Origin of the sequence: Inquilinus sp. Marseille-Q2685 (assembly GCF_916619195.1) — a bacterium.
Lineage (GTDB): Bacteria > Pseudomonadota > Alphaproteobacteria > DSM-16000 > Inquilinaceae > Inquilinus.
Genome location: NZ_CAKAKL010000004.1, coordinates 364,144 through 380,786 on the forward strand (window position 1 = coordinate 364,144; position 16,643 = coordinate 380,786).

Annotated in this window: 13 protein-coding genes; 7 read left to right on the forward strand and 6 right to left on the reverse strand. The window is 65.5% G+C overall.

What is annotated here, in order from left to right:
- Positions 1-98 precede the first annotated feature (98 nt).
- The 3 genes from LG391_RS21770 (at position 99) to LG391_RS21780 (ending at position 1,890) form a co-directional block, all read left to right on the forward strand.
- Positions 99-794: a hypothetical protein gene (locus LG391_RS21770; protein WP_225770138.1), complete on the forward strand. Its 696-nt coding sequence runs from the start codon at positions 99-101 to the stop codon at positions 792-794.
- A gap of 122 nt (positions 795-916) precedes the next feature.
- Positions 917-1,408 (forward strand): antitoxin Xre/MbcA/ParS toxin-binding domain-containing protein, encoded by a 492-nt coding sequence (locus LG391_RS21775; RefSeq protein ID WP_225770139.1) that lies wholly within the window; start codon positions 917-919, stop codon positions 1,406-1,408.
- Complete coding sequence (locus LG391_RS21780) at positions 1,405-1,890, forward strand: RES family NAD+ phosphorylase (protein WP_225770140.1); 486 nt, start codon at positions 1,405-1,407, stop codon at positions 1,888-1,890. Before LG391_RS21775 ends, LG391_RS21780 begins: the two co-directional genes overlap by 4 nt.
- Positions 1,891-2,188: 298 nt before the next feature.
- On the opposite strand, the gene LG391_RS21785 is transcribed toward LG391_RS21780, so the two are convergent.
- From LG391_RS21785 to LG391_RS21805, 5 genes are all read right to left on the reverse strand, one after another.
- Entirely contained in the window at positions 2,189-4,033 is a 1,845-nt protein-coding gene (locus tag LG391_RS21785; protein ID WP_225770141.1) for an NACHT domain-containing NTPase, read from the reverse strand.
- Between the two features lie 257 nt (positions 4,034-4,290).
- Positions 4,291-4,740 (reverse strand): 8-oxo-dGTP diphosphatase MutT, encoded by a 450-nt coding sequence (gene mutT / locus LG391_RS21790; RefSeq protein WP_225770142.1) that lies wholly within the window; start codon positions 4,738-4,740, stop codon positions 4,291-4,293.
- Positions 4,730-5,290 (reverse strand): GNAT family N-acetyltransferase, encoded by a 561-nt coding sequence (locus LG391_RS21795; RefSeq protein WP_225770143.1) that lies wholly within the window; start codon positions 5,288-5,290, stop codon positions 4,730-4,732. The genes mutT and LG391_RS21795 overlap by 11 nt, the downstream gene beginning before the upstream one ends.
- A 370-nt stretch (positions 5,291-5,660) precedes the next feature.
- Positions 5,661-6,890 (reverse strand): bifunctional glutamate N-acetyltransferase/amino-acid acetyltransferase ArgJ, encoded by a 1,230-nt coding sequence (gene argJ / locus LG391_RS21800; protein WP_225770144.1) that lies wholly within the window; start codon positions 6,888-6,890, stop codon positions 5,661-5,663.
- A gap of 28 nt (positions 6,891-6,918) precedes the next feature.
- Positions 6,919-7,908, reverse strand: a complete 990-nt coding sequence (locus LG391_RS21805) for a peptidylprolyl isomerase (RefSeq protein ID WP_225770145.1) — start codon at positions 7,906-7,908, stop codon at positions 6,919-6,921.
- Positions 7,909-8,207: 299 nt separating this feature from the next.
- On the opposite strand from LG391_RS21805, the gene LG391_RS21810 reads away from it, so the two are divergent.
- From LG391_RS21810 to LG391_RS21825, 4 genes are all read left to right on the forward strand, one after another.
- Positions 8,208-9,518: an esterase-like activity of phytase family protein gene (locus tag LG391_RS21810; protein WP_225770146.1), complete on the forward strand. Its 1,311-nt coding sequence runs from the start codon at positions 8,208-8,210 to the stop codon at positions 9,516-9,518.
- Between the two features lie 134 nt (positions 9,519-9,652).
- Positions 9,653-12,376, forward strand: a complete 2,724-nt coding sequence (secA, locus tag LG391_RS21815) for a preprotein translocase subunit SecA (protein ID WP_225770147.1) — start codon at positions 9,653-9,655, stop codon at positions 12,374-12,376.
- Between the two features lie 117 nt (positions 12,377-12,493).
- Positions 12,494-13,954, forward strand: a complete 1,461-nt coding sequence (locus LG391_RS21820; protein WP_225770148.1) for an aromatic amino acid lyase — start codon at positions 12,494-12,496, stop codon at positions 13,952-13,954.
- Positions 13,955-14,032: 78 nt separating this feature from the next.
- Positions 14,033-15,568 carry a RimK-like ATPgrasp N-terminal domain-containing protein gene (locus LG391_RS21825; protein WP_225770149.1) on the forward strand — a complete coding sequence of 512 codons (1,536 nt, stop codon included), beginning with the start codon at positions 14,033-14,035 and terminating at the stop codon, positions 15,566-15,568.
- A gap of 103 nt (positions 15,569-15,671) precedes the next feature.
- Here LG391_RS21825 and LG391_RS21830 read toward each other — a convergent pair whose 3' ends face one another.
- Positions 15,672-16,625, reverse strand: a complete 954-nt coding sequence (locus LG391_RS21830; protein WP_225770150.1) for an acetyl-CoA carboxylase carboxyltransferase subunit alpha — start codon at positions 16,623-16,625, stop codon at positions 15,672-15,674.
- Between the last annotated feature and the right edge of the window lie 18 nt (positions 16,626-16,643).

Below are 16,643 nucleotides of genomic sequence, written 5' to 3' on the forward strand. Positions count from 1 at the left end.
TGTGGCCATCCAGGGCTGTCGCCGCGGCTGCGATCATGATATAGGGGCCGGATAGTCATCGATGTCCACTACACGCCGGACAGGCGAAATCATGAGACATGAAACATGACCCATCTGCATTCCCAACGGATGAACTCGTAAAGCAGATCCAGATTCTCGGAAAGGACGACGCCGACTTCGTATACGAGTCGGAGCAACTTCTTTTCAAGAGATGGCGGCGCGGAAAAGATCTGGGACCCCTGATCGGCCTGTTGAGTTCCGAAAATACTTACGATCGGCTCCTCGGAGCATACTATCTGGGTGAACTCGGCGAGAGAGTCGAAGATCTGAAAGCTCCGGTGAGGCGGCTTTTGGATGACCCAATTTCCGACTGCCGCCGCGCCTTCGTCCTATACATGTCAAACTACTATGACGATGACATTGGGAAGGCGTTTGCAAAATGTCTATTGGATCTGGATCTCCACGTAAGGCTTACCGTGATAAGATGGGGGATCCGGACATCGGCCGAGCAGTTCGAACATTTTTCCCGATTGGTTGAGACGGGAGCCGGCAGACGGGAATCGACATTCTCCAATCCGCTCGACCGCGATTATTGGAATGAATCCGAACTGAAGCGCGGAATCCGTGGGCTGAACATCATTCGCCGCATCCGGGCGGGAGAGGAAATCCCACGGATCCGGGAAGAATTCCCCGAGGAGGATGGCTTCGTCTTCGATAGCATCGATTTTTTGAGGACATTCGGACAGCGCCAGGCGAAGTGGAGAGAGATGAAAAGGCGCCGTGCGGATTCCTAGCGGAATTCGGCGACAGTGCACGAATGGAGATGGCGGAGCGGATCGGCCGGTCGCGATGCCCTGCACCAGGCTTGGAAAGTTCAGCTCCAAAGAGCATATTGATTGCTCAAAGGAGCCGACGCATGCCTCGGATCAGCCGTTCGACCAAGCCTGACTCCCCCGGTTCCGTGCGACGCCGGAGGGCGGGCCTCTCCTATCTGGCGGTCTTCCACGCCTCGCCGCTCGAGCGGATCGACATGATCAAGCATGGCGTCCGCGCTGTCGAAGCGAAGCGGATCCTGGCCGACCTGGCGATCGGGCAGGGCGCCGGGCTGCGGGCGCTCAATCTCTCTCCCGCCACGGTCAACAAGAAGGCGAAGCAGGACCAGACGCTGTCGCCGGAGGACAGCGAGCGTGTCATCGGCATGGCCAGGCTGGTGGGCCAGATCGAGGCGATGGTCCAGGAATCGGGCGATCCGGCGGGGTTCGACGCGACCGCCTGGATGGCCCGCTGGCTCAACGACCCCTTGCCGGCCCTCGGCGGCGCCCGCCCGATCAACCTGATGGACACGATGGAGGGGCAGGCCCTGGTGTCCACGGTGCTGGCGCAGCTGCAGAGCGGCGCCTACGCGTGAGCCGGCCGGTCTGGCGCATCGCCACCGACACCCCGTCCTACGAGGCGGACGATCTCACCGGCGCGGGCGCCAAGGCGACCGGCGGCCGCTGGAACAGCCCCGGTGTGCCGGTCGTCTACACGTCCCAGACCCGGGCGCTGGCCTGCCTGGAGACGGTGGTCCATCTCGGCGCCGGCGGGCTGCCGCTCAACCGCTATCTCGTCCGGATCGACATCCCCGACACGGTCTGGGCCGCCGCGCGGCAGGAGACCGCCGCCAGCCTGCCGGTCGGCTGGGATGCCGAGCCGGCGGGACGGGCGAGCATCACCTTCGGCACGGCCTGGGTCCGGTCGGGCTCGTCCGCCCTGCTCATCGTCCCGTCTGTGATCGTGCCGGAGGAGTGCAACGTGCTGGTCAATCCGCTGCACCCCGACAGCGCGAGGATCAGCGCCACGAAGGTGCGGCGGTGGCTCTACGATCCGCGGTTGGCCAGATCCGTTTGAGGACGGACTGTCATCGTCCATGCCGGCTCTCAGCCCTTCACGACGAGCCCAAAGGGGTGTGGCCATCCGGCGTCTCCCACTCGAACGCGGCCGGGTGATCACCTCTGTCAGACGCGGGCTGAAGCCCGGTGAAGGTGCACTGTCACCGTATTCACCGTAATTCCTTATTTATGAGCCCGTGGACCTGTGGAACCGAGCCCAGCTTGCAACCCTGCCAAGCAGGGGAGGGGAGCCGGTCAACGTGCTTGCGTACGGGAAATTCTCTGATTTACGGACTGCGCCTACGTCATTAAGTGACTTATGTGATCCCCAAAAGCTTGTCTAAACTCCTAGAAGCAGACGCTCGCCGTTTGTTTATTTCAACCAGGAGGCCCTCCAGTTTTTTTACTATATTGCTAATCCACAGAGAGAATCCACATTCGGCAACCCATTCTGGTTTGCCATAGAATGATTCAGGATTCAAAGTAATCCCATTCTCTTCATCAAAGCAGTTTATCCTAATTTGCTTGTATTTTTTGCCTTGCGATAATTCCGGGACCTCCTCCTTTATCTTTTGTATTACCTTCTTGTCCGCCTCGGACCAATTTAAGTATTCTATTGATCCTCTTCTGGGGAAATACATATCAGACAGAAGCATAAGGAACGCATGATCCGGCCCACCGGCTCTTATCATAAAACCTTCATATTTGTCTTTCAAGCGATACATGAAAGCATACTTGAAAAATCTAAGGCATTTTTCTTTATCCTCTAAAGCGCCAAAATTCCTAAGCCTGATTATCAAGTTTTCCAGATTTGGTATTATAAATGTCCGCTCGACTTTGTCTTTATTCATCTCAAAAAGCATTCTTACCGTATTATCAGACAGTCTATTATAGACATGATTCAGTACGGCTCCACAGTGGGTATCACTTAAATAGTCAGAAAGACATACTGCAGTAAAATATTCTTGAAAGCTGCGATGAGTAAACTGTATATCTAGCCCATTTTTTTGCATAACGCATATAGATTCTATTAAATCCTTGCGATACTCATCAGTTCTTAGCTTTATAGAGGTAGCCTTTGACGCTTTGGCTATGTATTCGGCCAACTCACTTTCACTAAATTCGAACATTTCAGCATGATACGTGAAAAGGCAAAAGTATGCAAAGCACTTTCTGAATAAATCTAAAGTTAGATCTGTAAACCTCTGTCTCTGAAAACCCTCTTTTGCTGCGTCGTGCTTAAGAAATAAGGTTTCAAATGCCTGCCCGTAGAATAGATGTATTTTATCTGGAATCTCTGCGTACTGATCAAACGTCAATAGCATAATTGTAGTTAAAAGAGGGTTCGACAGAAAACTTTGATGCTTATCATACAATTCTCGTTTTACCTTATTATAGAATTTTTTCTTTATCACAGGTTCATAGTGTATTTTACTGATAAGCGCAAGAGTCTGTGATTTTGTAAAAGGAAGGATCGTATAAACGGAAAATTGCTGCCACGCTTCAAATCTATCCTCAGGTCGGCCGGACACCACTATTATTATATCTTTATACTGAGCAGAAATATCCAATATCTGTCTTTCTATACTAGACCTCTTATCTATATTGATTTCATCAAATCCATCTAATATAAAAATAAATGTTCCTCTTCTCATTTCCTTAATAAATCGATCTTCTGTTATCTTTGACCCACTACCCGTCGTAGATTTAAAAACATAGGAAAGCAGGTTTTCAGAATGAAGATCATTCATACGGCGCAATTCTATATAAATTGGTATTCTTCCTTTAGGGTCTGTGAACAAACTCAACCATAAATACTTCATAAAAACGGTTTTCCCACCACCCCCCGTTCCCGTTATGATAGTTCTTGATCTAGATTCAATAGAACCTATAAATGCCAAGTCTCCTATTTCTACCTTGTGACATTTAAATTTCAGGTTTGTGTATATTGATAGTATGTTGTTAGGTTTTTCACGACTGATTATGGTCTTTATCTGTTGGCATCGGTCGAAATTTTCGCTTAGATGAGACTCAAAATTTGCCGTTAGACTCGCAATAGAGCTCGATATAGTTTCTCCGATCCTTGTAGAAATACCTTCGGTTAGCCGCTGCAGTGATGCCTGAAACCCGCCAACTAGTGCTGCCTCTAAAATGCTAGTCATGCTTTATCTCTCACAATTATTATAGAGCGCAGTGACCTCACTCTCTTCCTCACAGTAAATTGGTTGGGTAGGCACCAGTCCGAGTATAGAGAGCAGGCTCAAAGAAGCAGAGTACGCCTCTATGGTTGTGAAGTGTCAAGTGGGAGAGAGGATAGGTGGCATGTTCTCGGAAGTATGCGGCTCTGCCTAAAACCCTGAATGCCCGAGTCGAACAACGTTTCCCCATTACAAATCGCCGTCACGGATGACTGTGCACGTCACACCACATCCCTGAGCATCGCCACCAGCGGCTTGTCGGCCGGCGGCATCGGGTAGTCCCGCAGCCGGTTCGGCGCCACCCAGGCCAGGGTCTGGCCCTCGCGCGGCTGCGGCGTGCCCTGCCAGCGGCGGCAGAGATAGAGCGGCATCAAGAGGTGGAAGCGCTCGTAGCGGTGGCTGGCGAAGGTGAAGGGGGCCAGGCAGCTCTCCTCCGTGTCGATCGCCAGCTCCTCGCGCAGCTCGCGGATCAGCGCCGCCTCCGGCGTCTCGCCCGGGTCGACCTTGCCGCCCGGGAACTCCCACAGCCCGGCCATCGACTTGCCTTCGGGCCGCTGCGCGATCAGCACGCGGCCGTCGGCGTCGACCAGGGCGACGGCCACCACCAGCACCATCGGCAGGGATGGCAGCGCGGGAGCGGGAACGGCAGGGGCGGGGGCGTCAGGCGGCATAGATCTTCAGATAGTCCTGGCGGCTGAGGGCGAAGAGCGGGCAGGGCACCGCCTGCCCCAGCGCCTTGAACTCGATGGTCTTGATCCCGTCGGTCATCAGCCCGGCCTTGACCAGGACATGGCCGGACGGGCCGTTGTCGGGGTGGTAGGCCGCCTGGATCCGCTCCAGCCGCAGGTCGAGGAAGCCGAAGGCGATCACCGCCTGCGCCGCCTCCGTCGCATAGCCCTGGCCCCAGTAGCGCCGGCCGAACCAGTAGCCGAAGCTGCCGACCCGGCCGTTGGTCGCGATCGCCAGCCCCATATGGCCGATCACGGCGCCGCTGTCGGCCAGCGTCGCCACGAACTGGTACTCGCGCCCCGCGATCCAGCGCTTCTCCGCCGTCCGGATCCAGTCCTCGGCATCGGCGAAGCGGTAGGGGAAGGGCACGTCCGACAGCCAGCGCACCACCTCCCAGTCGTCGAGCAGATGCGTGATCTCCCCGGCATCGGAGGGCCGGTGCCGGCGCAGCCGCAGCCGCTCGGTCTCCAGCTCCTCCGGCAGCTCGGTCATGACGCCGCGGGCTCTCGGCGGGAGCGGGATGGGCCACAACGCCCATCCCTCGTCATTGCGGGGAGGCGAAGCCGACGAAGCAATCCAGGGGCCGGTGCGAGCGGCCCCTGGATTGCTTCGCTGCGCTCGCAATGACGATGCCTGGAATTCCGGGAAAGTCTCGTCGGCGGGCGAGGCCGGAGATCCGAAGCAGTTGAGACGAATGTGTCGAAGGCGGGACCAGCCCTCACCCGGTCTCGCTGCGCGAGCCCGACCTCTCCCGCCAGGCGGGAGAGGCAACGCGAGAAGACGCTCGATATCTTGCCCTTGCCGCGATGCACTGGCTTGACCCGACCCTAATCGTTCCGCGCCAGCCCTGCTTCAGTCCGGGCTAGCTGCGATAATCCGCATTGATCGAGATATACCCATGCGTGAGGTCGCAGGTCCAGACCGTGGCCTGGCCGCGGCCGATGCCGATGTCGACCTCGATCTCGATCGACCGGGTCTTCATGTGGGCCGCCACCGGCGCCTCGTCATAGCCGTCCACCACCATGCCGTCGCGCGCCACCTGCACGCCGCCGATGGCGATGCCGAGCCTGTCGCGGTCCGCCGGCTCGCCCGACTTGCCGACCGCCATGACGATGCGGCCCCAGTTGGCGTCCTCGCCCGCCACCGCGGTCTTCAAGAGCGGCGAATTGGCGATGGCCAGGCCGATGCGCCGGGCCGAGCGGTCGGAGATCGCGCCCTTCACGGCGATGGTGATCAGCTTCTGCGCGCCCTCGCCGTCGCACACCACCTGGCGCGCCAGGTCGGCGGTCAGGTCCTCCAGCGCGCGCTGGAAATCGGCCAGCTCCGCCGCCCCGCTCGGCACCGGGTTGCCGGCCTTGCCGGTGGCGAACAGCATCAGCGTGTCGCTGGTCGAGGTGTCGCCGTCCACCGTGATGGCGTTGAACGACTGGTCCACCGCCGCGGCCAGCGCCTTCTGCAGCAGCGGCGCCGGGATGGCGGCGTCGGTGAACACGAAGGACAGCATCGTCGCCATGTCCGGCGCGATCATGCCCGACCCCTTGGCGATGCCGGTGATCGTGACCTTGGTGCCGCCGATCGTGGCGGTGCGCGTCGCGCCCTTGGCGAAGGTGTCGGTGGTGCGGATCGCCTCCGCCGCCCCCGCCCAGTCCTCGCCGAGAGCCTCGGCGAGATCCGGCAGGTGCCGGGCGATGCGGTCCTCCGGCAGGGGCTGGCCGATCACGCCGGTGGAGGCGACGAACACCTCCTCCCAGTCGCAGCCGACCAGCTTGGCCGCGGCCACAACGGTCGACGCCACCGTCTTCACCCCGGCCTGGCCGGTGAAGGCGTTGGCGTTGCCGGCATTCACCACCACCGCCCGGGCCGAGCCCCCGGGCAGCGCCCGGCGGCACCAGTCCACCGGGGCCGAGGGGCAGCGCGAGCGGGTGTAGACGCCCGCCGCCGTGGTGCCGGGGTCGAGGGCGACGAACAGCACGTCCGGCGCCCCCGTCTTCTTCAGCCCGCAGGCGGCGGCGGCCAGCTTCACGCCGGCGATCGGCGCCAGCTCCGGCAGCCGCTCGGGCGCGAGCGGCGAACGCGGCAATGCTCCGGCCATGGTCCCCTCCCCCGTCTCGCCGCGCCGGCTACTTGCTCGGCGCGGGCTGCTGGTCGCCGCCCTGCGGCGCCGGCTGCTGCTGGTCGCCGCCGGCCGGCGCGCCCCCCGGAGCGTCCGTGCTGGGCGGCGGCAGCGGCTTGCCGTCCTGGCCCATCACCACGATCTGGGCGCCCTGCTTCACCTCGGCGATGATCTGCGGCACCAGCTGCTGCGACAGCTGCTCCTCCAGCTGCGGCTTGACCTCGTCGAGCGTCGGCTGCGGCCGGGTGCGCTTGTCCTCGACCAGGATGACGTGCCAGCCGAACTGGGTCTTCACCGGGGCGGTGGTGAACTTGCCCTTCTCCAGCTTGAAGGCGGCGTCGGCGAATTCCGGCACCATCTGCTCCTTGGAGAACCAGCCCAGGTCGCCGCCCGAATCCTTGCCCGACGGGTCGGTGGTGTTGGCGTTGGCCAGCTCCTCGAACTTGGCGCCGCCCTCCAGCTTCTTGATCAGGTCCTTGGCCTTGTCCTCGGTGTCGACCAGGATGTGGCGGGCCTTGACCTGGTCCTGCGGCGGGTTGTCGGCCAGGTACTTCTTGTAGGCGTCCTGGATCGCCTGGTCGGTGATCTTGGCCTTCAGCTGCCGCTGCAGCCAGACGTCCTGGATGATGCGGCGCTCGGCGGTCGCCAGGCGCTCCTTCACCTCCGGATCGGTCTGCAGCCCGGCGTCGACGCCCTTCTGCGCCACCAGGCGGGCGGTGGCCACCTGCTCGGCCATCAGCGGCACCAGCATCTCGACCGGCATCTGGCGGTACTGCTGCGGCAGGCTGTTGATCGCCTCCAGCACCTCGGAGCGCAGGATCGGCTGGCCGTTCACCGTGGCCGCGACCGGGTCGTCGGCCTTGCCGGCCTGGTCCCCGGCGGCCGGGGCGGCGGCCGGCGCCTCGGCGGGCTTCGCCGCATCCTGGGCCAGGACCGGACCGGCCAGGAACGTCAGGGCGGCCGCGCCGGCGAGCAGGCGGAGGGCGAGGGAAGACATCAAACGCGTCCTTTCAGCACTGTGGGACGAGCGGCGCCTCGGCGGAGACGTGCCGGCATCCGGTCATGGGATCGCGGCGGCGCCGACTGCGCGACGTGGCGGACAGGTAAAGCACAGGCCGGAAGCAGGCACAAGCGGACCAAGGGCCGCCGCCGGCCGGGCCGAAGCCGCTGTCATCAAAGCTTAACATGACCGTCACCGGCGCGACACGCGGCAAATCCTAGAAGGACGGAGGATTTCCGGCCGGCGGCGCCGCGCGTGCGCCCGGCCCCGGGTGACAAAGAATTAAGGAGGGGTTCATGGCATTCCGTCCCGCGGTTGCGGTCCTGCTGCTCTCGGTCGCGATCCTGCCGGCCGCGCAGGCGGCCGAGACCATCACCAGCTACACCAGCAGCGACCCGAAGCTGGCGCTCGGCAGCATCTCGGTGCCCGGCGGCAAGACCCGCGAGCTGAATGTCGGCATCGGCAGCGGCGCCGCCCGCCGCGCCGGCGACCCGCCGATGACCTTCTGGACCATCTCGGACCGCGGCCCGAACTTCACCTGCGGCGATGTCGAGGACGTGTTCGGGGTCGACGGCAAGACCATCTGCGGCGACCTCAAGGGCGCCCGCATCTATCCGCTGCCCGACTATTCGCCGACGATCTACCGGATCACGCTGCAGGACGGCGGCCGCTTCACGGTCGACGCCGTGCTGCCGCTCAGGGACGGCAGCGGCAAGCCGGTCAACGGCCTCCTCAACCCGCTGACCCACGCCTCGACCGAGCAGCCGATCGACCTGTCCGGCAGGAAGCTCGAGCAGAACCCCGACGCGGTCGACGCCGAATCGGTGGTGCCGATGGCCGACGGCAGCTTCTGGGTGTCGGAGGAGAACGGCCCGTCGCTGCTGCATGTCGCGGCCGACGGCAAGATCCTGCGCCGGATCGTGCCGCAGGGCACCGAGGACGACTTCAAGGGCGCGCACTACCCGGTCGACGGCGGCCTGCCGGCGGTGCTGGCCAGGCGCTTCCTCAACCGCGGCCTGGAATCGCTCGCCGTCACCCCGGACGGCAAGCGCTTCGCCACCATCATCCAGAACCCGCTGGCCAACCCGGACGCCGACACCTATCGCGGCTCGAAGAACGCCCGGCTGTGGACCCTCGACCCGGCCACCCTCGCGGTCACCGGCGAATACGTCTACACGCTGGACGACCCGCAGAGCTTCCGGCTGGACCCGTCGAAGAAGCAGAGCGACCCGCGCATCAGCGAGATCATGGGCCTCGGCCCCGACCGCTTCCTGGTGCTGGAGCGCACCGACGGCACCACCAAGCTCTATGAGATCTCGCTGGCCGGCGCCACCGACATCCACGGCACCGCCTGGGACGAGCTGCAGACCTCGCCGAGCCTCGAAGCGAGCAAGGACCTCGCGGCCGCGAAGATCGTGCCGGTGAAGAAGACGCTGCGCTTCGACAGCGCCGACCATCCGGAGGTGCCGGTCAAGATCGAGGGGCTGGCGCTGACCGGCGACGGGTCGCTGATGATGATCAACGACAGCGATTTCGGCATCACCGGCGAGACCACCCGCCCGGTCGTGCTGAAGGGCAGCGCCATCGCCGCCGACCCGGCGAGCTGAGCGGAAAGGCCCGGCCATTGGCAGGGCCGGGCCCTTCCGCTATGGTGCCGCGCCGCGTTGAAAGCTGGATGGCGCGGCCCCAATTCCAGGGGGAGTGCTGCCACGTGCTCTCCCTGCCCAAGTCGAGGTTTTCGATGTTCGGTGCGCTCGCCCGAAAGCTGTTCGGTTCGTCCAACGATCGCTTCGTCAAGACGCTGATCACCGGCCCGGTGGTCAAGACCAACGCCCTGGAGCCCGAGTTCCAGGCGCTCAGCGACGACCAGCTGCGGGCCAAGACGCAGGAGTTCCGCGCCCGGCTGGACAAGGGCGAGACGCTGGACGACCTGCTGCCGGAGGCCTTCGCCACGGTGCGCGAGGCGGCCAAGCGGGTGCTCGGCCAGCGCCATTACGACGTGCAGCTGGTCGGCGGCCTGGTGCTGCACCAGGGCAAGATCGCCGAGATGAAGACCGGCGAAGGCAAGACCCTGGTCGCGACCCTGGCGGTCTATCTCAACGCCCTGACCGGCAAGGGCGTGCACGTCGTCACCGTCAACGACTACCTGGCCCAGCGCGACAGCGGCTGGATGGGGCGGATCTACAACTTCCTCGGCCTCTCGGTCGGCTGCATCGTCCACGGGCTGGACGACAGCGAGCGCCGGGCCGCCTACGCCGCCGACATCACCTACGGCACCAACAACGAGTTCGGCTTCGACTACCTGCGCGACAACATGAAGTTCCGGCTCGAGGACATGGTCCAGCGGCCGTTCAACTTCGCCATCGTCGACGAGGTCGACTCGATCCTGATCGACGAGGCGCGGACGCCCCTGATCATCTCCGGCCCGGCGCAGGATTCGTCGGAGATGTACATGCGCGTCGACCGGCTGATCCCCAGCCTGGTCGCGGTCGAGGACTACGAGCACGACGAGAAGCAGAAGACCGTCGCCCTGACCGAGGCCGGCCAGGAGAAGATCGAGCGCCTGCTGATCGAGAACGGCCTGCTGCAGGGCGACAATCTGTACGACATCCACAACGTGAACGTCGTCCACCACGTAAACCAAGCATTACGCGCCCACGTGATGTTCCAGCTGGACCGCGATTACATCGTCAAGGACGGCAAGGTCGTCATCATCGATGAATTCACCGGCCGCATGATGGAAGGCCGCAGGTATTCCGAGGGCTTGCACCAAGCAATCGAGGCCAAGGAGCGGGTCGAGATCCAGCGCGAGAACCAGACCCTCGCGTCGATCACCTTCCAGAACTACTTCCGCCTCTATCCGAAGCTGGCCGGCATGACCGGCACGGCGCAGACCGAGGCCGCCGAGTTCGGCGAGATCTACAACCTCGAGGTGGTCGAGATCCCGACCAACGTCCCGGTCAAGCGCAAGGACGAGGACGACGAGGTCTACCGCACCGTCCGCGAGAAATACGACGCCATCGTCACGCTGATCCGCGAGTGCAACGCCCGGCAGCAGCCGGTGCTGGTCGGCACCGTGTCGATCGAGAAGTCGGAGACGCTGTCGGCGCTGCTGCAGCGGGAGAAGATCCCGCACAATGTGCTGAACGCCCGCTTCCACGAGCAGGAAGCCTATATCGTCGCCCAGGCCGGCCGGCCCGGCGCCGTGACCATCGCCACCAACATGGCCGGCCGCGGCACCGACATCCAGCTCGGCGGCAATGTCGAGATGCGGGTGGCGCTGGAGCTCGCCGGCATCGACGACCCGGCGGAGCGCGAGCGGCGCGAGGCCGAGATCCGGGCCGAGGTGGCGCGGAACAAGGAGATCGTGTTGCAGGCCGGCGGGCTCTACGTCGTCGGCACCGAGCGGCATGAGAGCCGCCGCATCGACAACCAGCTGCGCGGCCGCTCCGGCCGCCAGGGCGACCCCGGCGGGTCGAAGTTCTTCCTGTCGCTGGAAGACGACCTGATGCGCATCTTCGCCTCCGAGCGGCTGGACGGCATCCTGCGCCGTTTCGGCCTGAAGGAGGGCGAGGCGATCATCCACCCCTGGATCAACCGGGCGCTGGAGAAGGCGCAGGAGAAGGTCGAGGCCCGCAACTTCGACATCCGCAAGAACCTGCTGCGCTTCGACAACGTGATGAACGACCAGCGCAAGGTGATCTACGAGCAGCGGCGCGAGATCATGCAGGCCGAGGAGGTCGGCGCGATGGTCGCCGACATGCGGCAGGAGGTGGTGGCCGCCATGGTCGCCCGCGCCATTCCCGAGAACAGCTACGCCGAGAAGTGGAACATCGACGGGCTGCACGAGGAGGTCCTGCGGATCTTCGGGCTCGACCTGCCGATCAAGGAATGGGGCAAGGAAGAGGGCATCGCCGACCGCGAGATCGAGGAGCGGATCCAGCAGGCGGTCGACGCCAAGATGGCGGCGAAGGTTGAGGCCTACGGCCCCGAGATCATGCAGATGGCCGAGAAGAGCCTGTTGCTGCAGATCCTGGACCAGAGCTGGAAGGACCACCTGCTGACGCTGGACCATCTGCGCCAGGGTATCAACCTGCGCGCCTATGCCCAGCGCGACCCGCTGCGCGAATACCAGGCCGAGGCGTTCAATCTGTTCGAGGAGATGCTGGCCGGGCTGCGCGAAAACGTTACCCAGGTGCTGGCGCAGGTCGAGCTGCGCGTCACCCGGCCAGAGGATGTCGAGGCCCAGCAGCGCGCGGCGATGCAGCGCGAGATGCACGAGGGCCGCTTCGACCCGGCGCTGGGCGCGCCGCCGGAGCCCGAATTCGCGACCGCCGCCGGCGCGGTGGCGGCGGCCAGCGCGGCGCTGGCGCTGAACCCCGAATGGGCCCACACCCCGCGCAACGCCCCCTGCCCCTGCGGCTCGGGCAAGAAGTTCAAGCACTGCCACGGGTCGGTGGCGTAAGCACCACGATACCGGTGATCGGAAAGGCCGGCCGGCGAATCCTATCGCCGCCGGCCTTTGCTTTTGCCAAGCTGCCGCACCGGGGGCGTCGCACGCCTAAGGCGGGAGCGGATTCCGATGACACTGGCCCTGACCAGGAGAGCCGACATCACCCTGGACGCGGTGCACCGCGTCGCCTGGCGGGGCGAGGGCGTGCGCATCACCGAGGCGGCGCTGGCCCGGATCGCAGACTGCCGCGCCGCCTTCCTGCGGCTGATCGACACCGACCCGGACCTAGTGATCTACGGCGTGACCACGGCGATGGGCGAGCTGGCCGACCGGCGGCTGCGGCCGGAGGAGCGCGACCGCCACGCCCGAATCAAAGCCTTCGCCGCCGCCACCGCCTTCGGCGACAAGCTGCCGGAGCGGGTGGTACGCGGCATCGTGCTGGCGCGCCTCGCGAATTTCCTGGAAGGCCACGCCGCCACCACGCCGCGGATCGCGCTGGCCGTCGCCGCCATGCTGGACGGCGGCCTGCTGCCGGCGGTGCCCGCCTCCGGCCAGGGCGGGGCCGGGGAGATCCTGGCCCTCTACCCGCTGTTCGCCGCGCTCAGCGCCCGCTTCGACCTCGAGGTCAAGGAGCGCGGCTCGCTGATTAACGGGTCGCCCTGCGCCGCGGCGCTGGTGGCCGATTCGGCCCTGGCGGCGCGCAACCGGATCCGGCTGGCGGAGGGCGTCTTCGCCCTGTCGATCGAAGCCTTCCGCGCGCCGCTGGAGCATTATGACGCCGCGCTGGACACGCTGTGGGGCGATGCGCATGACGCCGCGGCGCTGCGCCACCTGCGCGCCCTGCTGGACGGCGCCGGCGACGGGCGGCGCGGCTACCAGGCGCCGGTCAGCTACCGCATCGTGCCGCGCCTCCTGGGCCAGGCGCACCGGGCCCTGGCGGCCGCCGAGCGCGCAGCCACGGTGTCGCTGGCGGCGGCCTCGGACAACCCGGTCTACATTCCGCCGGACGAGGCGGGCCCGGGCCATCCGGACGGCCGTTGCATCAGTACCGGCGGCTACCACAACGCCATGGCGGCGCCGGCGCTGGACGACCTGGCGGCGATCTGGGCCGACCTCTGCCTGCTGTGCGACCGCCACAGCTCGAAGCTGCTCGCCGGCCGGGTGTCGCACCTGCCCGACCTGCTGATGGTCGGCCGCGATCCCAGCGACAGCGACGGCCATGGCAGCCTGGGCTATGTGCCGATGGCGGTGACCGGCTACCTGGAGCAGGCCAAGGCGGCGGCCCAGCGCACCTTCCTGCCCGGCACCGAGGCCGCAGGCGCCGGCCAGGACGACGTCGCCGCCCCGGCCTTCCTGGCCTGGGCCAAGGAGGAGCGCGCCGGCCGCTGCCTGGACGCGGCGCTGGCGATGCTGGCGGTGATCGCCTCCCAGGCGCTGCACGTCACCGGCCGGTCAGCCACGCCGGCGCTGCGAGACCTGGTCGACGAGGTGCGTGGCGTGGTTCCGCCGGTGGCGGAGGATCGCGTCCTGGGCCCCGAACTAGGCCGCCTGGCCGAGAGGTTCACGCAGCGGGTGTTCGCGGTGGAGTGACGCGCCCGCAAATCCGAATGGCGAATTTATCCGGATCGGCGGGACGCTGAAGGCCATTGCCACATCACGCATGGACCCATGGCCATCACATTGATCGTCGCCGACGAGCCCGAAGGGCTGGCCGCCGACCTGCCTCCCCAATGCCGCGTCGTCGCCCCTGACGACCTGCTGGACGGGCACCAACTGCCGGAGCCGGCTGCGGCGCCCGGCGTCACCGTGGTCAATCTATGCCGCGACCAGCGGCCTCTCTCCTTCGGCTACTACGTCTCGCTGATCGCCGAGGCGCGCGGCTATGCCGCCATCCCGACCGCGACGGATCTCGCCGACCAGGCCGACGGCCGGCTGCTCCGCAGCCGCCATGCGCCGGTCGACCGCGCCCTGGCCGCGCTGCGCCGCCAGGGCGAGCGCCTGATCCTGCCGCGCCGCCTGTTCGTGGCGCTGGGCCGCTGCAACAAGCCGCATCTGCAGGAGGTGGCCGAGGCGGCCTATCAGGCGTTCGGCCTGCCGCTGATGACCCTGCAGATCGATCCGGTCCGCCCGCAGCTGCTGCAGGTGATGGCGGAGCCGCTGGCCGGCCTCGACCCGCGCCAGCAGCGCCTGCTGCGCGCCGCGCTGGAGCGGCTGGCCGGCCCGCCGCCGACGCCGCGGCCGTTTCGTCGCGCCCCCCGCCTGGCCGTGCTGGTGAACCCGGACGACCCGCTGCCGCCGTCCAGGCCCGGTACCATCGCCCGGCTGCGCGACGTCGCGTCGTCGATGGGTGTCGACACCGAATGCCTCGGCCACCGCGACCTGCCGCGGCTCGGCGGCTTCGACGCGCTGCTGATCCGCGAGACCACGGCGCTGCAATCGCCCAGCTACGCCTTCGCCGAGACCGCGGCGCAGCTGGGCCTGCCGGTGATCGACGACCCGGTGTCGATCCTGCGCTGCTGCAACAAGGTGTTCCTGCATGAGCGCCTCAAGGCCGAAGGCGTGCCGCAGCCGCGCACCCTGGCGGTGCGGGCCGACACGCTGGCGGCGGCCGGCGAGGCGCTGGGCTTCCCGCTGGTGCTGAAGGTGCCGGACGGCGCCTGCTCCCGCGGCGTCGTACGGGTCGACACCCCGGCCGAGCTGCCGGTGGCGGGCCGCCGGCTGCTGCGCCGGTCGCGCCTGATCCTGGCGCAGGAATACCTCTACACCGAGTTCGACTGGCGCATCGGCGTGCTGGCCGGCCGGCCGCTCTTCGCATGCCGCTATCGCATGGTGCGCGGCCACTGGCAGATCTTCCGCCACGGCGGGGACGGCCGCAGCGAGGAGGGCGCGACCGAGCCGGTGCCGCTGGACGCCGTGCCGCCGGCGGTGCTGTCCGCCGCGCTGGCCGCCGCCGCGCTGATCGGCGCCGGCCTCTACGGCGTCGACCTGAAGGAGACGCCGCAGGGCCCGGTGGTGATCGAGGTCAACGACAACCCGAACATCGATGTCGGGCTGGAGGATGCCTGCCTGGGCGACGCGCTGTACGAGCGGCTGCTCGGCCATTTCCTGGAGCGGATCGAGGCCGGCGAGGATCGGGCGCCGGTCCGGCTCCGGCGGCGGGGTCGATCTGGTAGTCGGGCTATTCCCTACCTGAAACCGTCATAGCGAGCCGGCGAAGCCGGCGTGGCCATCCAGGGGACCTGTGCCGCTGGATGGCCACGCCCCTTCGGGGCTCGCCATGACGGTTTGAGTCTTCGGTAGAGCGGGCTCAGCCCAGGTTCTGGCCGATCGCCAGGAACTTCTCGCGGCGCTTGCTGCGCAGGGTCTTGCCGTCGAGGTCGACCAGCCCGGCCAGCGCCGAGCCGATCGCGTCGCCGACCGCGTCGAACGCCTGCTGCGGGAAGCGGTGGGCGCCGCCGACCGGCTCCTCGATCACGCCGTCGATGACGCCCAGCTGCTTCAGGTCCTGCGCCGTCAGCTTCAGCGCCGCCGCGGCCTCCTGGCTCTGCGCGCTGCTGCGCCACAGGATCGAGGCGCAGCCTTCCGGCGAGATCACCGAATAGATCGAGTGCTCCAGCATCAGCACCCGGTCGGCCACGGCGATGCCGATGGCGCCGCCCGAGCCGCCCTCGCCGATCACCACCGAGACCAGCGGCACTTGCACCTTGAGGCAGGATTCGATCGACTTGGCGATGGCCTCGGCCACGCCACGCTCCTCCGACGCCACGCCAGGATAGGCGCCGGCGGTGTCGACGAAGGTGATCACCGGCAGGCGGAAGCGATCGGCCAGGTCCAGCAGGCGCTGCGCCTTGCGGTAGCCCTCGGGCTTGGCCATGCCGAAATTGTGCCGGATGCGGCTTTCGGTGTCGTTGCCCTTCTCCTGCCCGATCACCACCACCGAGCGGCCCTGGAACTGCCCCAGGCCGCCGACGATGGCGCGGTCCTCGGCGAAGACGCGGTCGCCGGCCAGGGGCTGGAACTCGGTGACCAGCGCCTGGATGTAGTCCAGCGCATGCGGCCGATTCGGATGCCGCGCGACCTGCACCTTCTGCGCCGGCGTCAGCCCGCGATAGGTGTCCCGCAGCAGCTTGTCGACCTTGGTCTGAAGCCGGGAGACCTCGTCGGCGATGTTGAGCTCGCCGGCGTCGGTGATGTGCCGAAGCTCCTCGATCTTGCCTTCGATCTCGGCGATCGGCTTTTCGAATTCGAGAAAGGTCTTCATTCCGCGTTGAGACTGGCC